We start from the raw sequence: 22,825 nt of genomic DNA on the forward strand, positions 1-22,825 counted from the left end.
TTCATGATTATTTCCCGGGACAAGGCTGGTCAGATTTCGTTGCTATCGTGTTGACACGGTGGATTGACAATGGCCGCGCCCTCTTATTCGCCCCGTTGCAGGAAACCTACTCATTCCAATTCATGGACGGTCCAATTCAAATATCTGCTAAAAAAGTGACCGGCACAGAAGTTGAGCTCACATTGATAGAAGAGGATCGTCCCCAAACAATCATGGGAACGGTAACACTTGTGGAATTAACAAAGGCACTCATCAAAACGAGCCGGCAGTTAATTAACGCCGCAGACCGAAACGGATGGAAAAACGAGGAGATCGACCAGCTACGTTATGCCGTCAAATCGCTTCAGGCATACTAATAGAGAACTAAGCATTAGCATAGCTAGCGATCTATTAGGCTCTATGCAAAAAAGATCGACGGACAGTCGATCTTTTACTCACTCTGTCAAAGCTGTTTCGACGAACGTCATCAAGGCGTCAAGATTCGTCATGTTCTCGTTGCATGAGGCACTGTCTGTACAAATATACGTCCCAATTGCTTTATAATAGTCAGGATTTTTAGCTTGTTTTGCTTTTGTGATGGTGACACAATACGAGACTTCTGCCAACTGATTACAGAAGGCGCAAATATTTTTCTTCGCATTTGAGCTTGCCTTAAGCTCGATCCCAATCAGCTGATGATTCTTTTCGCAAAGAATATATTTCCGATTGGAACGCAGGTCGTTCCAGCTCATGTAGGACATACGATTCACATTAAGTTCCGCTGCGTCTGGAAGTCTTAGTTTTTTCTGTTTGGGAAACATTTTTTTCACTTGCTGTTCCGACACTTGCGGAAACGACCGGACGTGAGGTCTTAACTCATCTATAAACCCATCATAGGCTTCGTCGGTTTGTAACTTTGATACGTCCAACATGGCAAGCTGAGCTGATGTCGCTTCAGGAAACAGAAAAGCAATTTTGGCATTGGCCAAATCGATGACGGCTTGTAACACGGAAGACGGTAAATTTTTCTTTCGACTATCTCGAATCGTCTCGACTTGTTCTCGAATGAAGTTGAATTGGTGGTTCTCAATAAAACGCTCTAGCATATTCAGTCATCCTTTCTCAATCCTGACTTCTTTTAGTGTAAAGGATTTTACAAGACAAGATTGCACCGACTTCAAGTTAGAACTGTTTTATACAAAAACGGCACAATCGCAACTATGCGACGTGCCGTTGATTAATTTGAAGAGTAAACGATTTTTCGAATGGTCGTGACCGCCAAATGATAGTCAGCCGCCAACTCCTCGACCCGAGTCCCCTTCGCAAAAGATGTTCGAATCGCTTCATTCCGCTGTTCAAGCAACTGTTTGCCACCACTGACTGTTCCCCAGCGCTTCTTTTCTTGACCGGTCCGGGGCACATAAAGCGTCTCCCCTTGGACGTATCGTTGAACTTCTTGAAGCAACTCCTCTGGAAGGACATGTTGCGCATTTACGTACTTCATCTCTGCTCGCTCCTTATTCAAAATCCGACAATAAGGAAGCAAAGCCATTGTTGTAAAAGATTACCTAGCGATCAAATGAAACGTTCTGCCCCATGCAAATGATCGCCCTTGTGACAACTGGCTTTGCATGAGTGATTGAAGACTTAGAAAATCTCAAACGATTTTCCACGTATATGCGCCCCCTTTCCAATCACAAGATGTTGACCTCATTATACAAAATATCTCGTGATGTTTAAAAGGCAGGCGAACATATACGATGAAGAGCTCTTGTTGATCATCCGTTTTTCATGCTGAACGAGTCGACGAGTGTGAACGTGATGTCTTTCACGTCGAGACCGCCAAGTGCGAAATAGAGTTGCAAGTAGTTATGTTGATTCAGGAAGAATACTTGCTTCGTCTGCGTCACCCATTCGCCGTCCGTTCCGTTGAACGTGAACGTCGGGCCCGGGATGTTGTTGGCGAACAGCGTGACCGGCATCTGGGCAAGTTCGCCCGCGTCCGATTTCGCCGTGATTGTCACGTCGTACGTGCCTGTCTCATCGACCGAGACGGCAAAGACGTGGGTGTTCCCCGTCGATGTGTCGGCGTCACTCAGGCTGACGCTTTCCCCGTTTTCGAGGTGGCGATACGTCACATCGAAATCGATCGCTTGTCCGGCCTCTTCGTCGAGCCCGACCACCTCGACCGTGCCGTCATGAATGCCGAGCTCGCGCTCCATCGCCGGTGACTGTAAGACGAAACGACAGATGTTCGCCGCACTCCGGAGCAGTTCACCACGCGTCAATGTCCCATCAGCGAGCGCCGCGCCCGTGTTGTCATCGAACGAGTTCGTGTCCGGACGGTCGACGACCATATATAAGTCGTTTTGCGACTGGACCATCGCCGCCGTGTTCTGACGGTTCGCCGGCTCGTCTTCATGGTGATTCACTTTCGCCCACCAGTCGGTCATGACGATACCGTCAAAGCCCCACTCGTCCCGGAGGATACGTGTGTTCTGGTCATACAATCCGGCCGTCCAGACGCCGTTGACGGCGCCATACGTCGTCATGATCGATGTCGCCTTGCCTTCTTTGACGGCCATCTCGAACCCTTTCAAGTAAATCTCACGTAGCGCCCGCTCCGAGACGATGGAGTCGATATCGTGACGGTGCGCTTCTTGGTTGTTGGCGCTGAAGTGCTTGAGCGTTCCTGTCACACCGACGCGATGCATCCCATTCAATTGGGCGATCGCCATCTTGCCGGTCACGTGCGGGTCTTCCGAGAAGTACTCGAAGTTCCGGCCGTTCAGCGGATTGCGGTGGATGTTCATCCCAGGTCCGAGGAGCGTATCGACGCGGTTTTTCCGCATCTCAAGTCCTGTCATCTCGAACAGGTCTTCCACCAATTGGACGTTGAACGTCGAGGCGAGGAGCGTCCCGTTCGGAAGGGCGAATGCCTTCGTCCCGATATCCATCCGGATGCCGGACGGGCCGTCCGCGCAACATGCTGCTGGGATGCCGAGTTCGTTCAAGCGATCCGATACCCCACCGAACGCAGCTGCCGTCCCCGGCGTCACCCGTGGCGAGTTCATCCCTTGTCCACGCACGATGCAGGCGAGATCCTCGTCCGACAATTGATCGAGGAACGCATCGAGCTCGACCTTGCCGGCGTAGACGTCCTTCAGTGTGATGCCGTTGTCACCGGCGTAGTCGCGCGTGACCGGACGTTCGACGAGGTAACGTGCCTCGACATCGAGCGCACGGAGCGGCGTCGGTACGTACTCGACCAAATAGCCATGCTCGCCGAGGACTGGTTTGAGTCGGTCGAACGGAGTGACCGGGGCCATGTTCTCGCTGAGCCTTTCGACGACTTGAAGAGATGCCACTTCATACGTGAACACCGGCTGGGCCGAGCGAACGTCGGTCCCGAGGTGAAGCTCGTATGTGCCGGCCTCGAGAACAAAGCTCGACACGTGTCCGGTCGCCCCGTTGTCGTCATAGCTCGCAAAGTCCGTGACCGGGACGCTGAGTGTGAGCGTCGTCCGTTCCCCCGGTGCGAGTGTGTCTGTCTTATCGAAAGCGACGAGCGAACGCGCTGGATTCCCTAGCGTGCCTTGTGGCTTTTCGACGTACAGCTGAACAACTTCTTTTCCTTCCACAGCGCCTGTGTTCGTCACATCAACGGTCACCGTGATCACGCCGTCCTGTTCGTTCGCCGTCGCGACGTCGGTCGTGAACGTCGTATACGACAAGCCGAACCCGAACGGATAGAGCACTGAATCCTTAGCGAACGTCTCGAAATAGCGGTAGCCAACGTAGATGTCTTCTTGATAGATGCCCTTGTCCGCATGACCGAAATTTTTCGTCGATGGGTAGTCCTCAATCGATTTGGCAATCGTGTCGGTCAGCTTACCAGATGGCGTGACGACACCCGTCAAGACGTCGACGAGTCCAGTGCCACCTTCCATTCCGCCTTGCCACGTATAAAGAATCGCGCTCGGTTTGTGCGCCCAATCCATGTCGATGATATTGCCGACGTTCAAGACGACAGCCGTCTTCGTGAATGTCTTTGATACCTTCTCAATCAGCGCCTGCTCGATGTCCGTCAACAAATAGCTACCCGGATCGGCCGTGTTATCCCGGTCCTCACCGGCCGTGCGTCCGATGAAGATGAGCGCCAAATCAGAAGCCTCGGCCGCTTTCGCGACAAGCTCGTCCGTTACCATCATCTCTGGCTGCGACCACGGTTCACCGGCCCAACCGACACCTCGGTCGAACGGATTCGCCTCGACCCACGTCTCATACGTCTTAAGAAGCGATGCATTCAATTGAATCCCTTCGGTCGTCTGGAGCGCCTCGAGCGGACTCGTCACATGCGAAACGTTGACCATCCCGCCTGATCCTGTACCGCTCTTGTAGTAGTTGAATTGGCTGCGTCCGAACACAGAAACGGTCGTCCCCGCTTGAATCGGAAGCGTCGCGTGCTCGTTCTTCAAGAGGACGGCCCCTTCTGAGACGGCTGTCCGCGCCAATTGTTTATATGTATCCCAGTTCAATGTGTAAGTCTTCATCGTGTCATCTCCTTCATTCCATTTGCGATTTCAATCATGCAGTCTTCGGCTTGCGGGTAGTCGCCGAGCTTATCCATAAAAGCGTGGTCCATCCCGCGGTATTGAATCAGTCGCGTCGGTACGCCGTCGCGTGCGAGTTTACGCGCGTACGCCTCGCCTTCAAGGCGCAGATAGTCATATTCGGCCGTGATGATCAAAGCCGGCGGTAAGCCAGTCACATCATTCGCGAACAACGGGGAGACGAGCGGGTCGGTCAGTTCGGCCTTGCCCTGTAAGTACACATGGTTGAGCAAATCGTCAGAATCACCGAGCGCCATGACGACGCCACGGATCAAGTCGTGGTGGTGCTTGATCTCATAATCGTCGAGTTTCCATTCGTAATCGTCTGTCGGGATTGAGCCTAGATTGACGACCGGATAAATGAGCGCCTGGAAACGAATCATGTTCGTCTCGTTCGATTGGTCGAGTAAGCAACAAGCGGTCGCCAAGTTGCCACCGGCACTGTCGCCGGCGACGGCGATTCGTTCGTTCCGTACATTCAGCTCGTCGGCCTGCTCGTATACCCATTCAACCGCTCGGTAGCAGTCGTTCAGTCCGGCCGGAAACGGATGCTCCGGCGCGAGCCGGTAATCGACCGAGACGACGAGAGCGTTCGCTTTCTCCGCGAGCAGTTTACACGGGTTCTCGACCGTATCGAGCGTCCCTCCAAAGAAACCGCCACCGTGAAAGAACAGGATGGCCGGTAACGTCTCTTCGGTGCGCGGTCGATAGAGACGCGCCGGGATGTCACCGTCAGCGCTCGGAATCATAACATGATTTGTCGTGATGTCCGTCGTCGTCATGTCCTGGTTCGGCCAACCCATGCTGGCACGGGCCGTCGCCAAGTCGAATGACGTTTCCGGCTCGGCTGCAACATAGCCTTGGATGACGGCCAGGACGCGCGGGTCCAAATCCCCGCTGACATCCGAGTCGAGAATCGGTTTGATGATTGTCTCGACACGGTCTATTGTGTGGACTTGTCGAGCTGTCTCGAGTTGTTCTGCCAATACACGATACGTCTCACGTGAATTCAACATGATATGTAGTCCCCTTTCCATAGGCAAAATTGACACGTAGATTCAATTCCCTGATTCCTTACTGATTCGTCCTACTCAACAAGAAAAAATTGACAATTATCCAGCTTTTCCATACCATTCTACTAATGCTCCAGTAGAAAGGATTGATGTCCATATGTCACAACCAGTACGATATGATGTCGCCGTCATCGGCGCCGGCACGATGGGCATGTCAGCCGCCTCGTTTTTGACGGAACGCGGTGCCCATACGCTCGTTATCGATGCGTTCGACCCGCCTCACAACAAAGGTAGTCATCACGGGGACACCCGGATGATCCGACATGCCTACGGGGAAGGTCGTGCGTATGTCTCACTCGTCAAACGGGCCCAAAAATTATGGGAAGATCTCGACCGTACGTCGCAGTATCCTATTTTCAAGAAAACGGGTGTCCTCGGTATCGGGCCACGCGATTCGGCGTTTCTCGGTGAGACGATTGCCTCGGCCGAAAAGTATGACTTGCCGCTCCAGCGTTTGTCGAAAGGAGACATCGAGACACGTTGGCCCGGACTCTCGATTCCAGACGACTATATCGGTTGCTATGAGACCGAGTCGGGACTGCTCTACAGCGAGAACGCGATTCGAGCGTATCGCGAACGAGCCACCGCAAATGGCGCCGAGCTCGTCATGAACACGCCGGTCGAGTCACTCGAATTCCATGAGGACGGGGGCACCATCGTCACGTCCGAGGCGACGTTTTACACCAAGAAAGTGATTGTCACAGTCGGGGCCTGGGCGAAACAACTGCTCCCCGACCTGTCGCTCCCGCTCGCACCGACCCGGAAAGTCGTCGGTTGGTTCGAGGCTGACGAGACGCTTTATTCGGATGCGTCGTTCCCGTCGTTCTTCGTCGAGGACGATGACCGGATGTTCTATGGATTCCCAAGTCTTGACGGGGCCGGACTAAAAGTCGGACGGACCGACGGCGGTCAGGCCATCGATCCGAACCTACATACGCAAGACTTCGGTCGCTATGAAGCCGACGAAGGCGATTTGCGCCACTTCCTCGCGACGTATATGCCAGAGGCGAACGGTGCCTTGAATCAAGGCAAGACATGCCTGTATACGATGTCGGACGATCACGACTTCATCGTCGATGTTCATCCCGAACATCACAACGTACTCATCGCCTGCGGTTTCTCAGGTCACGGCTTCAAGTTCGGCAGTGTCATGGGCGAAGTGCTGAGTCAGCTCACGCTAGACGGGCAAACATCGTTCGATTTGAGTCGCTTCCGTCTCGCTCGTTTTCGTGCATGAACGACGAACCGCTTCGTTTCGTGTATAATGAAGCGTAATCCAAATTGCTAATGAAAATTTCTCGAATAGAAGTTTCTTACACGAAAAAGAGGTAAACCTATGAATCAACCACGCTTTTCAGACTATCGCCTAAGCGAAGACATCCAGCGCGCGCTCGGCATCATGAAATACGAATCACCGACCGAAGTCCAACAGAAAGTCATCCCGCTCGTCCTCGAGCGCCAAGACTTGGTCGTCAAAGCCCAAACCGGCAGCGGGAAGACCGCAGCGTTCGGCATCCCGGTCACGGAACTCATCGAATGGGAAGAGAACAAGCCACAAGTGCTGATTCTCACACCGACGCGCGAACTTGCAGTCCAAGTCCGTGAGGATATGACGAACATCGGTCGTTTCAAACGCATCAAGGCGACCGCCGTCTACGGGAAAGAACCGTTCTCGAAACAACGTGAAGAATTGAAGCAGAAGACGCACATCGTCGTCGGGACACCGGGACGCGTCATGGACCACATCGAACGTGAGACACTCGTTCTCGATAAAATCGATTACTTGATTATCGATGAGGCCGACGAGATGTTGAACCGAGGCTTCCTCGCTGACGTCGAGGCGATCCTCCAAGAATTGCCACGCGACCGTGTGACGATGGTGTTCTCGGCGACGTTCCCGAACGATATCGAGCGCCTGTGCCAGAAGCACATGAACGAACCAATCCGTGTCGCCATCGAATCGAGCGGTGTCACCGCTTCGACGATCGAACACGGCTTGATTGAAGTGCGCCGCGAAGACAAGCTCGCTGTGCTGAAAGATGTGACCGTCGTCGAGAATCCGGACAGCTGCCTCATCTTCTGTCGGACGAAAGAACATGTCGACACGGTGTATACCGAGCTCGATCAGGCCGGTTACTCGTGCGAACGCCTCCACGGTGGCCTTGAGCAAGAAGACCGTTTCGCCGTCATGGAAGGGTTCAAGATGGGCAACTTCCGTTATCTCGTCGCGACCGACGTCGCAGCACGTGGAATCGACGTCGATAACGTCAACCTCGTCATCAACTATGACGTGCCGATGGAAAAAGAGAGCTACGTGCATCGGACCGGACGCACAGGCCGTGCCGGCAACGCCGGAAAAGCGATCACGCTCGCGACGCCTCACGAGGGCAAGTTCGTTCGCGCCATCGAAGCGTTCATCAAGTTCGATATCCCGGAGATGGATGCACCGACTGAAAGAGAAGTCGCGCGCAACCAAGCCGCATTCGAAGAGAAGTTGAGCGGTCGACGTGTCGTTCGCAACAACAAGACGGCCCGGATCAACCAAGACATCATGAAGCTTCACTTCAGCGGCGGGAAGAAGAAAAAACTCCGCGCCATCGACTTCGTCGGTACAATCGCCAAAATTCCTGGCGTGTCGGCTGACGATATCGGCATCATCACGATCAACGACCAGATGACGTACGTCGACATTTTGAACGGCAAAGGCTCACTCGTCCTTCAGGCGATGGAATCGACACCGATCAAAGGGAAGAAGTTGAAAGTGAGCAAGGCAAAAAAATAATCATCACTCCAACCTCAATACCTCTCCACGCGGAGCAGGTTTGAGGTTTTTTATTGAATTCACCCATATCGAAAGCGCTTTCGATAAACTTTAAAAAAATAAGACTTATCGAGAGAATGCTTTCAAGAGCATCATACCGATAACCGTTCCGAAATTCAACCATCCTCACGTGATTGACAAAAAAAGGCTCAGACGATTGTCTGAACCTCAGTCTTCCAAATGAAGAAAATCAATCTTATCCTCTCGAATCGAACGATGGCTCGATTGGATAGCAGGGGCGGTCATCCGCTTAGAGTCAGTCCAACAGTTCTTCCGAGATCAACTTGAATCCTTCGATTTCCGTGTCTTCTTCTAGTTCAATCAACAGGCAACGTTTCCCTTTCACGTTCACTTGTCTCACGTACTTCAAGTCTTGCGGGCTGATCGAGATATTGGCGACTTTCGTATTGATTTTAATCGACTTCGACGTGTATTTTGGGACGATGCTACTCGCCTTCATCTCATATTGGCGGTCGTCGACGACTTGTTGGAACGCCTGCTCGACCTTCTCCGTCGTCACGTCCTCGACCCCGCTCGCCTTCAAGACGATTTCGACGGTGCGCGCGTCAATCATCGGCACGCTCTCTTCCTCGTCCTCACGCTCCGCTTCGGCGAGGATCATCTGGTTGATTTCATCGTAAACGGTAGCGAGCGTCCCGACGTTCACTTCTTCACCGATGACGGTCTTGACGACCTCCTCGAACATCGCCTTCTCCTCGACCGCCGTCACGATCTCGGTCCCGTTCAAGACGTTCTCGATGAAGCCGAAGTCCGGCTGGTGCGCCTTCTGGGCCGCATATAGGATATGGTTGACGTCAGCCGCATTGTCCGTGAAGCACGGGAACAAGAAACCGCCGACTGGAGCGTCGAGCTTGATGACCGGATTGATGAAGATATTTGACTTGAACTCTCGCTCGATATAGTCGAACACGAGCGACTGTTTTGGGAGCTCGGTCTGATTGATACTGCCGAGAATGAAGCGCGACGTCCATACTTCGTCACGCATATCAATTTCCGTCTCCTCCGAGTGACGGCGCGTCGGCTTATTGTATTTGAAGCGGGTGAACGTGATGACCATATCTTTTTCGAATGGTGCGTCCTGTACCATCTTCAATGCGACCCGCTGCATCATACCGGCCCATTCTTCGATGTCTTCGGTCCGTAATGCCTCATACAATAATGTCTGCGTATGGTCCGTCTGGCCCGATTCTGGATGCTGAAACTTCACTTCGAACAACTTCTCGTCGATTTTGCCGCCGAGCACTTTCTTGAAATTGGCGAGGAACAACTCTTGATGCTCCTGCTCGACAAACGGGAACGACCGCAACTCCTCGTGGAAAATCTCGTTGCTGTCTTGGCGAATATAAATATTATAAATGTCAGCGATTTTGACCGCTTCCGCATTTAACTTGAAATGTTTGCGGATTGCCGCGATATCTTTTTGATTCATTACGTACCACTCCTTCGTCCTTTACTACAAACCGATTCCATTATACCAATAGTTGATGCTGACGCGTATGTCAGTAGTGCTAAAGCCGGGACGTCTGATGTCATGTATCATGTCCCTGACCTCAACTTTTATAATCGTTAGATTCATTTTTTGTAAATTTGCGTATTTCTCACATCCTTGCCATGTATAGTCGATGTGCATCGTGCGTTTACGATGCAAGTCGTTCCGTCGTCATACATACTTAGGAGGCACAAACATGTTCAAAAAATGCATCAGTTCGTTGTTCGCCATCATCTTAGTCGCTACATCGCTCCATCTCACGACCCCGACCGCTTCGGCGCTCCCGCCTGGCATCCCGTCGAAATCGACCGCGCTGTCTAAATTGAACGCGTTGACGGTGAAGACAGAAGGATCGATGACCGGTTATAGCCGTGACTTGTTCCCGCATTGGAGTAGCCAAGGGAACGGGTGTAACACGCGTCACGTCGTCTTGAAACGCGACGCCGACTCGGTCGTCGACGAGTGTCCGGTCACGACCGGTAAGTGGTACAGTTACTATGACGGCATCATGTTCACGTCGCCGTCTGACATCGATATCGATCACGTCGTCCCATTGGCTGAAGCGTGGCGTTCAGGGGCAAGCAGCTGGACGACAACGAAACGTCAAAGCTTCGCAAATGATTTGAACGGGCCTCAGCTCATCGCCGTCTCGGCCAGCTCAAACCGTTCAAAAGGGGACCAAGATCCGTCGACATGGCAACCGCCACGTACCGGTGCACGCTGTGCCTATGCGAAGATGTGGGTTGAGACGAAGAGCCGTTGGGGCCTCAGCCTCCAATCGACAGAAAAGACGGCCTTGCAAACGGCCATCAACGCCTGCAGCTATTAAGTTTTGAAAGGAGTTCACGATGAACCAGCAATCTTCAGTATTTAAAGCATCCCACGGTGTCATGACCGAGGAAGTCGGCGTCATCAGTGGAGATCTTGAATTACGGACGACATGCCAGGCAGACGGCACGCTCGAGCTCGCCATCACATACGTCGGGGCGGCCGAATGGTACACATTACCCGGGAAAGACTACAAACTGCATGACGTGCGCGACCATGAGGTCGTGCATCAACTGATCGTGAACGTCCTCGAGCGGGCGTAATGTAGAAAGGAGCCTCGACACCTAGTTCTGGTGACGAGACTCCTTTTTTGTTACGTGCTTACTTCACCAGTTTGACGATGGCACGAATGATAAGGAAACTAACCCCGATCACGATTCCAGCCAACAGCAAACTGGCGCCACCGATGATGCCGAGTGTGAACATAATGGTCCTCCGTGATGACATGATTATGGTTTACCTTGACCACTATATCATCTGCCGCACCATCACATAAGCTAGGTTTATTTTTTCGTTACTGCCCGATTCAACATCTCTATTTATGCGCGGCCCGCTTATATTTCTCGAGCAGTGCTTGCGGGATGTGGCAGTAATCGTCCGGGCATCGCGCGAGCCGGTCTTGATGCTCGTCCGCGCTCCGGACGTAGTTCGTGAGCGGACACACCTCGACCGCGATTCGGTCCGCGTCGCTGCGACTGTCGATAAACGTGCGCGCGGCTTCCAAATGGCGCGGGTCTGTACTATAGACGCCGGTCCGATACTTTTCACCGACATCCTCGCCTTGGCGATTGACGCTATACGGGTCGATGATTTCGAACAAGTAGTGCATCCAATCCTCCATCGTGACGATGCTCGAATCGAACGTCGTTTTGACGCATTCGGCGTAACCGTCATATGGTCCGTTAAGCGTATCCGTCGTCCCGTTCGCCCGTCCGGCCTCCGTTTCGATGACACCGGGTAACGTCTTGATGAACGCTTGGACGCCCCAGAGGCATCCTCCCGCTATATATACCGTTTGCATCCAATCATCCCCTTAAAATTTTAGTCAATAATTCCCACGATTCGGTAGAAATGCGCTACGATAAACTCATATCTTTTATCGGTGAACAGCTACGGGGGACTTACATTGAAAAAACTCATGTGGACCACTTTTTGGACCATCACCATCGTCGCAACCATATATTCTGTCACGACGGGAGAGTCGTTTGTCTCGATGAGTCAGTCCGTTTCGGTTGATCATCAAGAGATGGAACGCTATTTGTCGACCGAAGTGATGGAACCGAACTTCGGCGGTGACGTGTGGACGTCATATCAAATACTCGACACGAATACGACGAAACATGAAGTGTACGTCTGGGCGCTCATCCAAGAGTACGTGCAAGAAGGTGATCGCTTCGAGCAAGGTTCGGGCATGTCCGTCCCCCTTGTATTATACCTTGACGACGATGACGAATCATTTACGATTCAAGGTCATCGGTTGCCGCGTGACGGCTCGTCTTATCCGACCGATTTATGGACCATGTTCCCGGTTCATGTTCAACTCGCGATTTCTCCGCATCCAGACGGGATCGTCACCAAACTACACGAACAAATGGAAGTAAAAATTTTGCTGCACCAGCAAGCGAAACATGGAAAGGAAGATTGACTTGAAGATCACGAAACGCGCGATGCTCCTCTCGACCGCGCTTCACCTGTTGTATTTCGTCGCCACGTTCGGGGTCGGATTCATCCGCACACTCAATTATGAACCTGATATCATCGCCGAGGCGGGCAACGTCACCACGTTTCACAACGAGGTGGCCATCGGGACGACCGGGTCCCCGTTCATCTACGTCTTCACATGGATCGGCCTCGCCATCGTCCTGGCGCTAGGAATGTTGACGGTCCAACGGATTCGCCAAACGCGTTAAACAAGGAATACATGCACCACACACGTAACAGACGCTATGTTTAGGAGGGATATCGGTTGAATCTTATTCAGCAAATCAGACAAATCTACGTGCCGGTGCACGACTTGGATCGCGCGGTCCGTTTCTACCGGGACACACTTGAAATTCCGCTCCTGTTCCAAGCTGGCCAGCTCGCCTTTTTAGAATGCAGCAGTGTACGGCTCATGTTGTCGCGTCCTGAGAATGAAGACTTTGCCAAAGCGAGCTCCGTGCTGTATCTCCAAGTGAACAATCTCACTGAGGCGTATGAACAGCTTTTGGCGAAAGGCGTTCAGTTTATCGACGAGCCGCATCTCGTCGCGAAAATGGAGAACCTCGAGACGTGGATGGCTTTCTTCAAGGACTCGGAGGGCAATACGCATGCGTTGATGAGCGAGCTTCGAACGTGATGCGCGAACATACAAAAAGGAAATCTACGCGATTGTAGATTTCCTTTTCTTATAGATAGCCGAGCCGTTTCAAATCCTCATAGACGAGAGACGATAGGAGCGTTCTCCCTTTCCCGTTCAAATGGTCCGGATTATGAAAGTACTCGCGCTGATGGATAAACCGTTCGTCAGTCATGTAGTTCAGGAACGGGACGTCCAACTCGAGCGAGGCCAAATGTTGATGGACGAGTCGGTCCATGACCGCTTCATCAAAACAGGCGTTGTAAGACGCGTGGACCGGCTCCATCGCCAAGACGACGCGATAGCCTTTCGTCTGACAATACGTGACGATGTCTGTCACGCGTTCCATATTCTGCTCGATGTCACGATTCTCCACAGCTTGTTTATACTGGGCTTCGACCATCTCGTATTTTCGTTCCGAATAGTTCTTGCCGTTATTCACCCACAGTTCGTGCGACTCCCACCTTAAATCACGAATGTCTCGCGACAGCGCCGTATAGACGCTCCCACTGTTCAACGCGGGAATCGACGTGTACGTATAGTAATCGAACGTGCTGACCGGTTCGATGTCTTCCCGGTCCAACACCTGATAATAATTTTCTTTCCGGCCAATCTCCGCATTGCTGAACGTGATTTGCGAGAGTGAGACGATGACGACCCCACCCGGACGCAGATGTTCATCAAACTGCTTCAACATCTTCCAGTCATACTCAATCGTCTGGCTCGACATCGGATAATCGGGTTGCTCATTGAAAAAAACGGCCATCGCTGTTCGATGGCCGGTCTCGGGAAATCATTTGAATCGTTCAATCAATCGTTTGATGGCGGCCAAGATGACTTCCGGCTCATCTCGCTGGATGTAATGGGCGCTCGCTTCGGCAAGGACGAATTCGGAATTTGACGAGATTTGCGTGAGTTCTTTCTGCATATCGTTCCATAATCGTTGCGATTCACTGGAGTAGTGGTCCTTCTTGCCGGCTCCGATGACGATGACCGGAATCTGTAATGCCAGTTCCGTCTCTTTTAATTGTTTCAAACTTTCCATGAACTCCTCGTAGTTCCCTTCGCGGACGAATTGCTGATGGTAGGCATGTTGAAAGTCTTGTGACATCGTCGGCAGGAATCGCTCACGATAGTCTTTCGGAGTGACATCTACTAAAATCAACCCGCTGACGTCTTCTTCATAGGCAGCTGCGAAAAGCTGCATGTTCACCCCGCCAAAAGAATGACCGACGAGGAAGTAAGGAGGTTTTGTATTGGTTTCCGTCAGTAACTGTCTCAGTTCTTGAATCATGTTTCGACTCGTTCGTGGGTTCGCGCTGGTTTCACTTTGCCCAAGGCCAGCTCGATCATACAAGAAGACGTTAGCTAGCTTCGAAATATCAGCCACCAATGGGCTCCAAGCCGTTGAATCATCTCCGTATCCAGCGTCCATGACGACCGTCACGTTTGCGGAATCGTGTTGAATTGATTTGGTGTATAATTTTGATGTGTCGCCCTGCACGCATTGATGTTTCATCCCCAAACCTCTTGCAACGTATGTCGAAATAACTCGTTTAATTGTGCCGTTGGATCATTTACTTGAACGTCCAGCGATTCCACATATACTTCAAAACGTTGAATTTCTCGTTCTACAAATTCGTTAATGACGGCAATCCGTGGTTCTAAGTCAAACTCGTCTCCTGCCAACTTCCTCTCTAATAATCGATCAATCGAATGCTTTAATTCACCATCTTTTAATGAATCCTCTAAAAGGACATGAAAACTAATCGGGGGTGCCGTATTGTATTTTTCAATCCACTGACAAGCTAAAATCGGACGAAGCACGTAAAAATATTTTTTGATGCGGACTTCCCGTCCTTGCAAATATTCACGGTAGTTATTTTTAGCCATATTTAAGTAATGATGTAACATCGAGTTCGGATAAAACACATCTGATTCTAGCGCTCGCATATTATCTATAAGCGTATACTGTTGATAGTAAACAATTTCACTTCTGAGCCATTCCAAGAGAGGGGGATTGTTCTTTCTAAATAGACGCAATGCTTTCGTGACTTCCCAACCACTGATGTCTAATAAATCGTTAATCGGCTCTTCAATTACATCACGTTTTTGTCCAATGCCTTGAGGATCGATGGCTAAATACCACTCAGGAAGATGAATGTAGATAAATCGAACATCATAATCGCTATCTTTTGAAGGGAATCCCCAGGCTCGGCTACCAGATTCAACCGCATATAGAATTTTTACATCGTACTTCGCTTCAATCTCTATTAGTTTTTGCTGGATTATTGTATGCATTAAAGAAATCTCCTTTGTAATTTAGACGTTAATTGTTTATTTATGTATGATTATAGCGGAAATGGAGATGAGTCAATGACCTATATCTGCCCCGTCTGTGGATTCGATGGATTAGATGAACCTGCTTACAACGAATTTAACGATCCTTCATTTGAAATTTGTTTATGTTGTCGATTTCAATTCGGAGATGATGATGACGTAGAAATTGAAGAAGGGTTGTTTATGCAACGGGAAGAGACACATACTAATTATCGAGAGGCATGGATTGAGAGCGGAGCTCCAATTTTTCAGACTGAATATTACCCAAAGCAATTTCAATTCGATGGTGCGGTAACGAGAGAACAATTGATTGAACAACTAAAAAATATTCGTATTTTTGAGACGAACATAAAAGGTTGATGGGCCAGCGCTCATCAACCTTTTATTAGACTTCATTTATTTATGGTAAGGCTCATTCCTGTTGATCCGATACGCCCGATAAATCTGTTCGCACAAGACGAGCTTCATCAATTGATGCGGGAACGTCATCTTCGAGAAGGAGATTGTATCATCCGAGCGTTTCATGACATCGTCCGACAAACCGAGCGAGCCACCGATGACGAACGCGATTTTGCTCTTGCCGTACGTCGCGAGTTGATCGAGCTCACGGGCGAACTCTTCGCTCGTCCGCTGTTTGGCGTCGATGGCCAAGGCAATCACATGCGTGTCTGGACTGATTTTCGCCAAAATTCGCTCGCCTTCTTTTTGTTTTACTAGAATCATGTCTGCTTCACTCAAGTGCTCGGGCGCTTTCTCGTCTGCGACCTCGATTTCCTGCACTTTCGCATAGGCCGACAGGCGTTTTGTGTACTCGGCAATCCCTAGTTTCAAATACTTCTCTTTTAGTTTGCCGACCGTGATAATTGAAATATTCATCCAATTCTTCCTTTTTCCACAGTTTTTTTGGAGTTATCCATAGGGTTATCCACAGAGTTATCCACAAATCCACATGTTGATAATCATTTTTTGCTTGACACAACATATGTTGCGTCGGCATCACAGAACTCACATGTCACTTGTCCACTTGTGGATAGTTCTTCGAGCAACGGGTATTCCCCCGTCTCATCGACAATGATATCTAAAGCGATTTCAACATGTTCCTTGCATACTTTTTTTTCCACAATGTTTCCTCCTTAAAAAAGAAGCGTCGCCGCTCCTTTAGGTTGCTTCAGTTAATGTGGCCACGGTCTTGCTTCCCTTGCCGCGTCGCGTATATTCAATCGTGACCTTATCCCCAACCGTGGCGTCTCGGTACAGGGCGTCTCGCAAATCGACGTAACGTTTGATGTCACGGTCGCCGATTTTGACGATGACGTCACCGACGCGGAGGCCCGCCTCTTCGGCTGGACTGCCGGGCGTGATTGCCTCGACGAACACCCCGTCTTCGTTGTCAAAACTAATCCCATACTCTTCCCGGACGTTACCCGGTACGGCGATGACTTCTTGAATCGTGACACCGAGCTGGGCACGCGTCACTTCCCCATCACGCTCGAGCATATCGATGACCGGCAACGCGACGTTGACAGGAATCGAGAAGCCGACCCCTTCGACGCTCGCCTCGGCGATTTTCATCGAGTTAATGCCGACGAGCTCGCCGCGGATGTTGATGAGTGCCCCGCCGGAGTTACCCGGATTGATGGCTGCATCGGTCTGGATGACCTCGGCGTTATAATCCATGAGGCCGTCACTGTTCGTATCGACCGGCACGGTGCGTTCGACACCACTGACGATACCACGGGTGACCGAGTTTGAAAAGACGCCGAGCGGATTCCCAATCGCCATGACGGTCTCGCCTGCCTGGAGCACGGTCGAGTCCCCGAGTGCAATCGGGGCGACGTCGATATTGGCCGGCAGTTTGACCGATGCGACGGCCAAATCGTTGAGCGGGTCTTCTCCGAGAATCGTCGCCGACGCGACTTGTCCGTCAGAAAACGCGACGTTGATCTCATCCGCTTCTTCGATGACGTGGAAGTTCGTGACGATATACGCCGTGTCGCCGTCGACCTTATAGATGACACCAGAGCCCGCTCCGGCCTCCCACTGCGAGTCCGACGTGAACGCCCGCTGGATGTTCGTAATACTGACGACGGACGTCTTAGCGCCCGTCACAGCGCTCGTGATGTCGGATTCCGTGACGGTTACGGCTTGTTCCGTCCGAATCAGTTCATTCGTCACAAAACGAGAGGTTGGGGAATCCCAGAGCATCATCGCCAAAAAGAACAAAGCCGCTCCTAAGAATCCGCCAACCCCTCCGAGTAACAACGGTTTTAAATTCACTCGCGGCTTATGGCGCACATGTTCTTCTTGCTTCGGGCGCCACTCGCTACGAGATGGGTACGTCGGTTTTACATCGTTCATTGTATCTGCTTCGTGCTCTAAAGGTTCGACGTCTTGAGGTTCATACTCATGGTGTCTCTCTTCATTCACGACGCGTCCCCCTTTCAAGACAGTGTGTTATCTGTCTTTTCCCAAGTTCGCTTATAAAGAAACGAGCGAAGTGGGGGTCGATGGGTCGGTATCGCACAATTTGATGCGACCGAGGTCGACATCACGCGTCCCGAGTGTTTGCGAGACGCTCATTTGAGCGAGTTCTTTCATGTTGTTATCTTTACTGAGGTGAGCCAAATAAATCCGTTTCGTCTGATCCCCAATGACCTCGCTCATCGCGATGGCCGCGTCTTCGTTCGAGACGTGACCGTAGTCCCCGAGAATCCGGCGCTTGACGCTCCACGGGTAACGACCCATCTGGAGCATCGAGACGTCGTGGTTCGACTCGAAAATGAAATCATCGGCCCCACGGATGACACCTTTCATCCGATCGGACACATAACCCGTGTCGGTGATATGGGCGAGGCGTCGTCCGTCATGGGCGAAATGGTAGAACATCGGGTCGGCCGCATCATGGCTGACGTTGAACGACTCAATCTCGATATCCCCGAACTGTTTAATCTCCCCCACCTCGAAGTGAAACTTCAAAGCCGGGTCGATTTTCCCAATCAAGGATTCCATCGCGTCCCACGTCTTCGCGTTCGCGTAAATCGGTAAATTATATTTTCGAGCGAGAATCCCGACACCTTTAATATGGTCGGAGTGCTCATGCGTGACGAGCAGTGCATCGATCCCGTCAAACGACCGGCCGATCTCGGTGATGCGTTGTTGCATCGCCTTCCCGGTCAATCCGGCATCGACGAGCAATTTCGCCCGTTCCGTCTCAATGTAGAGGGCGTTCCCGGTCGAACCGCTCGCAAGCACACTATAGCGTAAAGTCACTCGATCACTCCTTTCATTCTTCTGAATCAAATTCGACCCGTTCGACAGTCCCGTCGATCGCATTGACGAAATAGACAGACTCGTCAATCGTGATCGACCAGAGCGGCGGCATGATAATCAAACTGCCGGTACTGTCGAGCGGCAGGCTATAGAAGCCCGTATTGATGGCCCGCATCTCTTGATTCGGCTGGAAGTACTTCCGGGCCGCGAGTTGCGAGATCGCCTCACTCGCCGTCAAAACGAGGTCGTCTTGCGACTTCGAGGTCAAGTTCGTCAAATGACGTTGTTTATAGTCGGTCACTTCGAACGCTTCGTTCAGTTGAAGCAATAAAAGCGACGGACCGATGTACTGTTCCGTCTCCCCGTTGATTTCGGGGTTCGAGAAAATTTTATTATTTTCATACGTCTGCACGAAAGCGACTTGACGCGTCTCGGCGTCATATCGCCAGTACGCATATTCGGAACCGAACGGGACGTACTCTGAGACGAACGTCGCCGCGGTCGTCCGCAAATCGTTTTGATCGAGCGGGACGGGTTGCTTGAGCTCGACTTCGAGTTGCATGTTGTCGAGTGTCGTCGCCAGTTGTGCTTCCCGATTCTGCGTGATCATCGAGGCCGACATCTGTTCCGACGATCCCGTCAAATAGCCGATGTCCCGACCCATCCGTGGCAACTTCGACGCATCGACGTTGCGTTGGTCCAAGATTTGCGCGATGGACGTATTGTCGTTCGTCACGACCTCCGTCGCCCACGTTTCCGCCAAGAGCTGGAACAACAGGTAGATGTTCAGCGCGAGGAAGGCGAAGAGGAGAATCGTTTTCGCTTTACTCCAGTCCACGATACATCATCCTTTCTGTCCAGTCCTCCGGTTGATCGAATGGAATCCATCTTCCGGCTTCCCGAACGAACCAGTTCGGGGAGAACGTGACGTAACGGCTCGTGTCTTCATTGTATTCAATCTCATAGCCGAGACGAATCTCAGTCACGTTTTCAAATCGTCCTGCGTTGACGAGCGTATCGACCACATCTTGTCCATCCGCGAGCTGCGTCGTCCCGACCGAGATCAAACGATCGATTTCGAGATGGTGCCGGGTGATCGAGCGGACTTGCGTCCCGTCGTTCTCGACACGCAGCGTCGACAAATCGACGGCGTCGTTGTTGATGAACGCCTCCCGTTGACTGAACACCGGGAAACCGTTCACGTGAAACCGGAACACGGTCGTCTCAAACCCTTGATTGGCCGGGGTAATCGCATCGAAGCGAAGCGACAACCCTTGGCTCTCCGACGTCTCATCGACCCAACCTCCGTGGAAGTTGACGAACTCGACGATCGTGTCGAGCCCGATGACCGACTCTTGTTCCGTGCTATTGCGCGACAAGTTACGGTAGCGGCTCGCGTTCAGGTTCGCATCGTATTCGGCGACGCTAATCCCGTTCGTGAGGGCGCCGACGGAGCTGGCCGGATCGACTTCCTGCACGTTCGGGTCACCCGGGAAGAACGTATCGCGCATCCAGTCGAGGCGTGCCGAGATTTGAATTTGAGACACGTCATAGGCGAACAGCTCATTCATCTCCGGTCCGACGACCGGGATATAGTTGACGCGTTCATCCGTATACGTGACACGTCGCATCGCCCGGTCCGAATCTTTCAAGAACAGGCTGTTGACGTCCCCTTGTCCGACTTTCGACAAGCGGCCTTCCCAGAGCGACTGGTCGCTCATGATGGTACGGATACGCCACGTGTCGTCCCCCATGAAGATGAGGGCGCGTTGCGGCACTTTCCCGGACAGGCTGTACGAGCCCGGGAGCATGTAGCTGAGCGTGTCCGCATAATACGCTTCCGGTAAAATCAGTTCGACGGCCTCGTCGACGCCCGCATACAAACTCGGGACGTTCTTGACGGCGAGTGGTTTGAATTCGCTCGCTTCGAACGATTCACGGATGACGCGCATAATCTGCTTCGGCGTGTTCTTCGTTGCAAAGACGGCGTTGTTCTCATGGACGACCGTTTGGGCCGGCACAATGACTTGACGCGCCTGGCGCTGCAACGACTCATCCACCGTCGCGACTTGCGTCTCCGATTGGACCGACTGATACTTCGGATGGTAATCCCAGAGGATGACCGTTTGGACGATGGACGTGACGATCAAGGTGAGCAAGACGAGCGATTTCACTAGTTCTGGCTTCGCCAAGAAGCGTGGTCGTTCCATCAGTCATTCACCTCCACGATCGTATCGAACGGGATGGTGAAGTAAATCGTCGTCCCACGTCCGAACTCACTCTCGGCCCAGATGTCGCCGCCATGGGCGGAAACGACTTCTTTGGCGATTGATAGACCGAGTCCGGTCCCGCCGATATTGCGGGCCCGGGCTTTGTCGACCCGATAGAACCGTTCAAAGATTTTTTTCAAGTTTGATTTCGGGATACCGACTCCTTCATCTTTAATGCCGATGACGAGCCGTTTGGCACGGAGCATTGTCCGGAACGTGATCGTCCCGCCTTCCGGCGAGAACTTGACGGCGTTCGTGATGATGTTATCGATGACCTGCGTCATCTTGTCTTGATCGGCATGGACGTATACGCGACGCTTCATGAGCTTACGGCGGAACTGAATCGTCTCACCTTTCGTCATCTCATGTCGCTCGATGATGTCGTTAAAGAACTGGATAAAATCGAACTTCACTTTTTGCATCGTATACTCTTTGCTGTCCATCTTCGACAGTTGCAACAAGTCGTTGACGAGGCGAATCATCCGCTCCGTCTCGTTTTGTGTCGTCTCGAGGAAGCGCGGGGCAAGCTCGTCGTCCTTATATGCGCCTTCCGCGAGCACTTCGAGGTAACTCCGCATCGTCGTGAGCGGCGTCCGCAGCTCGTGGCTGACGTTCGCGACGAACTCACGGCGGTCTTGCTCGACTTGTTCTTGCTCGGTCACGTCGTGCAAGACGACGATCAGACCGGTGATCGGTCCGCTATGCTTTTGAATCGGCGAGAAGTAGGCGCGGACGAGGAACAGCTCTTCGTCCGTACTGAGGTCGATCAGTTTCGGCGGCATCGTCCCGTCTTCCGGGATGACGATCTCATCGTCAAACTCGAGCAGGTTCTGTAGGTTCGCACCCATCGCCTCTTCTTCGGCGAGCCCAATCATGTCACGGGCCTGGTCGTTCATCAAGATGACCCGGAGCGAGCGGTCCGTCGCGACGACCCCGTCCGACATATTCTCGAGGACGCTCGTCAAACGGCGTCGCTCGGCCTCGGTCGTGGCATTCGCTTCCATCAGCTCATCGGTCAATTCGTTGAAGGCGTAGGCGAGTTGACCGACCTCGTCATCGGAATAGACTTTAACTTTCCGCGAGAAGTTCCCTTTTCGCATCTCGACGGCTTGTCGACGCATATCCGCAATCGGTCGCGTAATCGTCCGTGACAGCAAAATCCCAAGAATCGACGTGATGATGAGGGCGATGAGCGTCCCGGTCGCGAGGATCCGGGTCACTTGTTCCATCTGATTGTAGATAGACTGCATCGACGCCTCGATATAAATCATACCGGTCGTCGTCCCATCGACTTCTGATTTGACCGGAACGGCGACGACGCGCATGCGTTCGTTCGAGTCTTCATAGACGAGCGTCTCTTGCGCCCCGCTCGTCGCGAATGATTTTTGAATGAACGAGTTCGCCGTCCGTTGTCCGACGAGACTCTGGTTGTTCGGGTTCGACGTCGCCCGGACGACACTGTTCGTGTCGATAATCTGGACTTCGCGAATGTCGTCAGCTAGCGTCGTGCTCTCCGTAAACTCAGACAGCAGTTGATCCAGTACCTGGTTCAACTGCTGGTCCGAGGTCGAGTCACCACCGTTCGATGCGATTCCTTCACTGACGTTATAGCTCAGAAGGTTGGCTCGATCGACGAGCGACTGCGAGAAGTTGTTGATGTATTGTCGTTCGAGGGAGCGTACGAAGTACACTCCGATGACTTGCATCGCAACAAGAATGAGCAGCGCATAGATGACGACGAGCTTCCACTGGATAGATTTAAAGAAGTTCGTCCGTTTCATCG

Annotated in this window: 26 protein-coding genes; 9 read left to right on the forward strand and 17 right to left on the reverse strand. The window is 52.0% G+C overall.

The window, feature by feature from the left end; all coding sequences use genetic code 11:
* Positions 1-50: 50 nt before the first annotated feature.
* Positions 51-356 (forward strand): hypothetical protein, encoded by a 306-nt coding sequence (locus tag KNP80_RS13520; protein ID WP_251130273.1) that lies wholly within the window; start codon positions 51-53, stop codon positions 354-356.
* 78 nt (positions 357-434) lie between these two features.
* On the opposite strand, the gene KNP80_RS13525 is transcribed toward KNP80_RS13520, so the two are convergent.
* From KNP80_RS13525 to KNP80_RS13540, 4 genes are all read right to left on the reverse strand, one after another.
* Positions 435-1,085, reverse strand: a complete 651-nt coding sequence (locus KNP80_RS13525) for a FusB/FusC family EF-G-binding protein (RefSeq protein ID WP_214834951.1) — start codon at positions 1,083-1,085, stop codon at positions 435-437.
* A 131-nt stretch (positions 1,086-1,216) separates the two neighbouring features.
* The gene (locus KNP80_RS13530) at positions 1,217-1,483 is read right to left on the reverse strand and encodes a CD3324 family protein (RefSeq protein ID WP_034780358.1); all 267 of its coding nucleotides are present in this window, start codon (positions 1,481-1,483) and stop codon (positions 1,217-1,219) included.
* A 274-nt stretch (positions 1,484-1,757) separates the two neighbouring features.
* On the reverse strand, positions 1,758-4,532 hold the full coding sequence (locus tag KNP80_RS13535) for a glycoside hydrolase family 3 C-terminal domain-containing protein (protein WP_214834952.1): 2,775 nt from the start codon (positions 4,530-4,532) through the stop codon (positions 1,758-1,760).
* Entirely contained in the window at positions 4,529-5,608 is a 1,080-nt protein-coding gene (locus KNP80_RS13540) for an alpha/beta hydrolase (protein ID WP_214834953.1), read from the reverse strand. The genes KNP80_RS13535 and KNP80_RS13540 overlap by 4 nt, the downstream gene beginning before the upstream one ends.
* A gap of 154 nt (positions 5,609-5,762) precedes the next feature.
* On the opposite strand from KNP80_RS13540, the gene solA reads away from it, so the two are divergent.
* On the forward strand, positions 5,763-6,902 hold the full coding sequence (solA, locus tag KNP80_RS13545; RefSeq protein WP_214718770.1) for an N-methyl-L-tryptophan oxidase: 1,140 nt from the start codon (positions 5,763-5,765) through the stop codon (positions 6,900-6,902).
* Between the two features lie 99 nt (positions 6,903-7,001).
* Positions 7,002-8,447, forward strand: coding sequence for a DEAD/DEAH box helicase (locus KNP80_RS13550; protein ID WP_214834954.1), 1,446 nt, complete (start codon positions 7,002-7,004; stop codon positions 8,445-8,447).
* A 295-nt stretch (positions 8,448-8,742) separates the two neighbouring features.
* Here the strand turns inward: KNP80_RS13550 and KNP80_RS13555 are convergent, their stop codons facing one another.
* A complete protein-coding gene (locus KNP80_RS13555) occupies positions 8,743-9,936 on the reverse strand; it encodes a DUF4317 domain-containing protein (RefSeq protein ID WP_214834955.1) in 1,194 nt (397 codons plus the stop codon).
* Positions 9,937-10,192: 256 nt separating this feature from the next.
* Here KNP80_RS13555 and KNP80_RS13560 point away from each other — a divergent pair, with 256 nt between their 5' ends.
* Both KNP80_RS13560 and KNP80_RS13565 read left to right on the forward strand, forming a co-directional pair.
* On the forward strand, positions 10,193-10,825 hold the full coding sequence (locus tag KNP80_RS13560) for an HNH endonuclease family protein (RefSeq protein ID WP_214718775.1): 633 nt from the start codon (positions 10,193-10,195) through the stop codon (positions 10,823-10,825).
* 19 nt (positions 10,826-10,844) lie between these two features.
* Entirely contained in the window at positions 10,845-11,087 is a 243-nt protein-coding gene (locus tag KNP80_RS13565) for a hypothetical protein (RefSeq protein ID WP_214718776.1), read from the forward strand.
* Between the two features lie 58 nt (positions 11,088-11,145).
* Here KNP80_RS13565 and KNP80_RS15945 read toward each other — a convergent pair whose 3' ends face one another.
* Positions 11,146-11,271 (reverse strand): hypothetical protein, encoded by a 126-nt coding sequence (locus KNP80_RS15945; RefSeq protein WP_285801280.1) that lies wholly within the window; start codon positions 11,269-11,271, stop codon positions 11,146-11,148.
* Between the two features lie 88 nt (positions 11,272-11,359).
* A complete protein-coding gene (locus KNP80_RS13570; RefSeq protein ID WP_214718777.1) occupies positions 11,360-11,845 on the reverse strand; it encodes a peptide-methionine (S)-S-oxide reductase in 486 nt (161 codons plus the stop codon).
* A gap of 105 nt (positions 11,846-11,950) precedes the next feature.
* Between KNP80_RS13570 and KNP80_RS13575 the strand changes: the two genes are divergently transcribed.
* Genes KNP80_RS13575 through KNP80_RS13585 form a run of 3 tightly spaced genes read left to right on the forward strand, consistent with a single transcriptional unit; the run spans position 11,951 to position 13,162 of the window.
* Positions 11,951-12,469: a hypothetical protein gene (locus tag KNP80_RS13575; protein ID WP_251130274.1), complete on the forward strand. Its 519-nt coding sequence runs from the start codon at positions 11,951-11,953 to the stop codon at positions 12,467-12,469.
* A 1-nt stretch (position 12,470) separates the two neighbouring features.
* Complete coding sequence (locus KNP80_RS13580) at positions 12,471-12,734, forward strand: hypothetical protein (protein ID WP_214834956.1); 264 nt, start codon at positions 12,471-12,473, stop codon at positions 12,732-12,734.
* Positions 12,735-12,790: 56 nt separating this feature from the next.
* A complete protein-coding gene (locus KNP80_RS13585) occupies positions 12,791-13,162 on the forward strand; it encodes a VOC family protein (RefSeq protein ID WP_214834957.1) in 372 nt (123 codons plus the stop codon).
* A 49-nt stretch (positions 13,163-13,211) separates the two neighbouring features.
* On the opposite strand, the gene KNP80_RS13590 is transcribed toward KNP80_RS13585, so the two are convergent.
* Genes KNP80_RS13590 through KNP80_RS13600 form a run of 3 tightly spaced genes read right to left on the reverse strand, consistent with a single transcriptional unit; the run spans position 13,212 to position 15,463 of the window.
* Positions 13,212-13,928 (reverse strand): hypothetical protein, encoded by a 717-nt coding sequence (locus KNP80_RS13590; protein ID WP_214718780.1) that lies wholly within the window; start codon positions 13,926-13,928, stop codon positions 13,212-13,214.
* Between the two features lie 27 nt (positions 13,929-13,955).
* Positions 13,956-14,681, reverse strand: coding sequence for an alpha/beta fold hydrolase (locus KNP80_RS13595; protein ID WP_214718782.1), 726 nt, complete (start codon positions 14,679-14,681; stop codon positions 13,956-13,958).
* The gene (locus KNP80_RS13600; RefSeq protein WP_214718784.1) at positions 14,678-15,463 is read right to left on the reverse strand and encodes a nucleotidyltransferase domain-containing protein; all 786 of its coding nucleotides are present in this window, start codon (positions 15,461-15,463) and stop codon (positions 14,678-14,680) included. Before KNP80_RS13600 ends, KNP80_RS13595 begins: the two co-directional genes overlap by 4 nt.
* 75 nt (positions 15,464-15,538) lie before the next feature.
* Here KNP80_RS13600 and KNP80_RS13605 point away from each other — a divergent pair, with 75 nt between their 5' ends.
* On the forward strand, positions 15,539-15,862 hold the full coding sequence (locus tag KNP80_RS13605; RefSeq protein WP_214718786.1) for a hypothetical protein: 324 nt from the start codon (positions 15,539-15,541) through the stop codon (positions 15,860-15,862).
* Positions 15,863-15,898: 36 nt separating this feature from the next.
* Here KNP80_RS13605 and rlmH read toward each other — a convergent pair whose 3' ends face one another.
* The 7 genes from rlmH to walK form a co-directional block, all read right to left on the reverse strand.
* Complete coding sequence (gene rlmH / locus KNP80_RS13610) at positions 15,899-16,378, reverse strand: 23S rRNA (pseudouridine(1915)-N(3))-methyltransferase RlmH (protein ID WP_029596433.1); 480 nt, start codon at positions 16,376-16,378, stop codon at positions 15,899-15,901.
* A gap of 83 nt (positions 16,379-16,461) precedes the next feature.
* Entirely contained in the window at positions 16,462-16,623 is a 162-nt protein-coding gene (locus tag KNP80_RS13615; protein ID WP_021067873.1) for a CxxH/CxxC protein, read from the reverse strand.
* Between the two features lie 37 nt (positions 16,624-16,660).
* Positions 16,661-17,929 carry a S1C family serine protease gene (locus KNP80_RS13620; RefSeq protein ID WP_214718787.1) on the reverse strand — a complete coding sequence of 423 codons (1,269 nt, stop codon included), beginning with the start codon at positions 17,927-17,929 and terminating at the stop codon, positions 16,661-16,663.
* 51 nt (positions 17,930-17,980) lie between these two features.
* Positions 17,981-18,772, reverse strand: a complete 792-nt coding sequence (locus tag KNP80_RS13625) for an MBL fold metallo-hydrolase (RefSeq protein ID WP_214718789.1) — start codon at positions 18,770-18,772, stop codon at positions 17,981-17,983.
* A gap of 13 nt (positions 18,773-18,785) precedes the next feature.
* On the reverse strand, positions 18,786-19,610 hold the full coding sequence (locus KNP80_RS13630) for a two-component system regulatory protein YycI (protein ID WP_214718790.1): 825 nt from the start codon (positions 19,608-19,610) through the stop codon (positions 18,786-18,788).
* On the reverse strand, positions 19,597-20,982 hold the full coding sequence (gene yycH / locus KNP80_RS13635; protein ID WP_214718792.1) for a two-component system activity regulator YycH: 1,386 nt from the start codon (positions 20,980-20,982) through the stop codon (positions 19,597-19,599). The genes KNP80_RS13630 and yycH overlap by 14 nt, the downstream gene beginning before the upstream one ends.
* Positions 20,982-22,823 carry a cell wall metabolism sensor histidine kinase WalK gene (gene walK, locus KNP80_RS13640; protein ID WP_214718794.1) on the reverse strand — a complete coding sequence of 614 codons (1,842 nt, stop codon included), beginning with the start codon at positions 22,821-22,823 and terminating at the stop codon, positions 20,982-20,984. The genes yycH and walK overlap by 1 nt, the downstream gene beginning before the upstream one ends.
* Positions 22,824-22,825 lie beyond the last annotated feature (2 nt).

Origin of the sequence: Exiguobacterium sp. E4787, assembly GCF_018618375.1 — a bacterium.
GTDB lineage: Bacteria > Bacillota > Bacilli > Exiguobacteriales > Exiguobacteriaceae > Exiguobacterium > Exiguobacterium chiriqhucha.

What these genes read in the sequence shown, in the direction of transcription:
- KNP80_RS13595 (WP_214718782.1), bottom strand. Translation starts at nt 14,681, where the DNA reads ATGAAACATCAATGCGTGCAGGGCGACACATCAAAATTATACACCAAA.
- rlmH (WP_029596433.1), bottom strand. Translation starts at nt 16,378, where the DNA reads ATGAATATTTCAATTATCACGGTCGGCAAACTAAAAGAGAAGTATTTG.
- KNP80_RS13525 (WP_214834951.1), bottom strand. Translation starts at nt 1,085, where the DNA reads ATGCTAGAGCGTTTTATTGAGAACCACCAATTCAACTTCATTCGAGAA.
- KNP80_RS13560 (WP_214718775.1), top strand. Translation starts at nt 10,193, where the DNA reads ATGTTCAAAAAATGCATCAGTTCGTTGTTCGCCATCATCTTAGTCGCT.
- KNP80_RS13570 (WP_214718777.1), bottom strand. Translation starts at nt 11,845, where the DNA reads ATGCAAACGGTATATATAGCGGGAGGATGCCTCTGGGGCGTCCAAGCG.
- solA (WP_214718770.1), top strand. Translation starts at nt 5,763, where the DNA reads ATGTCACAACCAGTACGATATGATGTCGCCGTCATCGGCGCCGGCACG.
- KNP80_RS13540 (WP_214834953.1), bottom strand. Translation starts at nt 5,608, where the DNA reads ATGTTGAATTCACGTGAGACGTATCGTGTATTGGCAGAACAACTCGAG.
- KNP80_RS13600 (WP_214718784.1), bottom strand. Translation starts at nt 15,463, where the DNA reads ATGCATACAATAATCCAGCAAAAACTAATAGAGATTGAAGCGAAGTAC.
- yycH (WP_214718792.1), bottom strand. Translation starts at nt 20,982, where the DNA reads ATGGAACGACCACGCTTCTTGGCGAAGCCAGAACTAGTGAAATCGCTC.
- KNP80_RS13530 (WP_034780358.1), bottom strand. Translation starts at nt 1,483, where the DNA reads ATGAAGTACGTAAATGCGCAACATGTCCTTCCAGAGGAGTTGCTTCAA.
- KNP80_RS13550 (WP_214834954.1), top strand. Translation starts at nt 7,002, where the DNA reads ATGAATCAACCACGCTTTTCAGACTATCGCCTAAGCGAAGACATCCAG.
- KNP80_RS13555 (WP_214834955.1), bottom strand. Translation starts at nt 9,936, where the DNA reads ATGAATCAAAAAGATATCGCGGCAATCCGCAAACATTTCAAGTTAAAT.
- KNP80_RS13590 (WP_214718780.1), bottom strand. Translation starts at nt 13,928, where the DNA reads ATGGCCGTTTTTTTCAATGAGCAACCCGATTATCCGATGTCGAGCCAG.
- KNP80_RS13565 (WP_214718776.1), top strand. Translation starts at nt 10,845, where the DNA reads ATGAACCAGCAATCTTCAGTATTTAAAGCATCCCACGGTGTCATGACC.
- KNP80_RS13535 (WP_214834952.1), bottom strand. Translation starts at nt 4,532, where the DNA reads ATGAAGACTTACACATTGAACTGGGATACATATAAACAATTGGCGCGG.
- KNP80_RS13605 (WP_214718786.1), top strand. Translation starts at nt 15,539, where the DNA reads ATGACCTATATCTGCCCCGTCTGTGGATTCGATGGATTAGATGAACCT.
- KNP80_RS15945 (WP_285801280.1), bottom strand. Translation starts at nt 11,271, where the DNA reads ATGTCATCACGGAGGACCATTATGTTCACACTCGGCATCATCGGTGGC.
- walK (WP_214718794.1), bottom strand. Translation starts at nt 22,823, where the DNA reads ATGAAACGGACGAACTTCTTTAAATCTATCCAGTGGAAGCTCGTCGTC.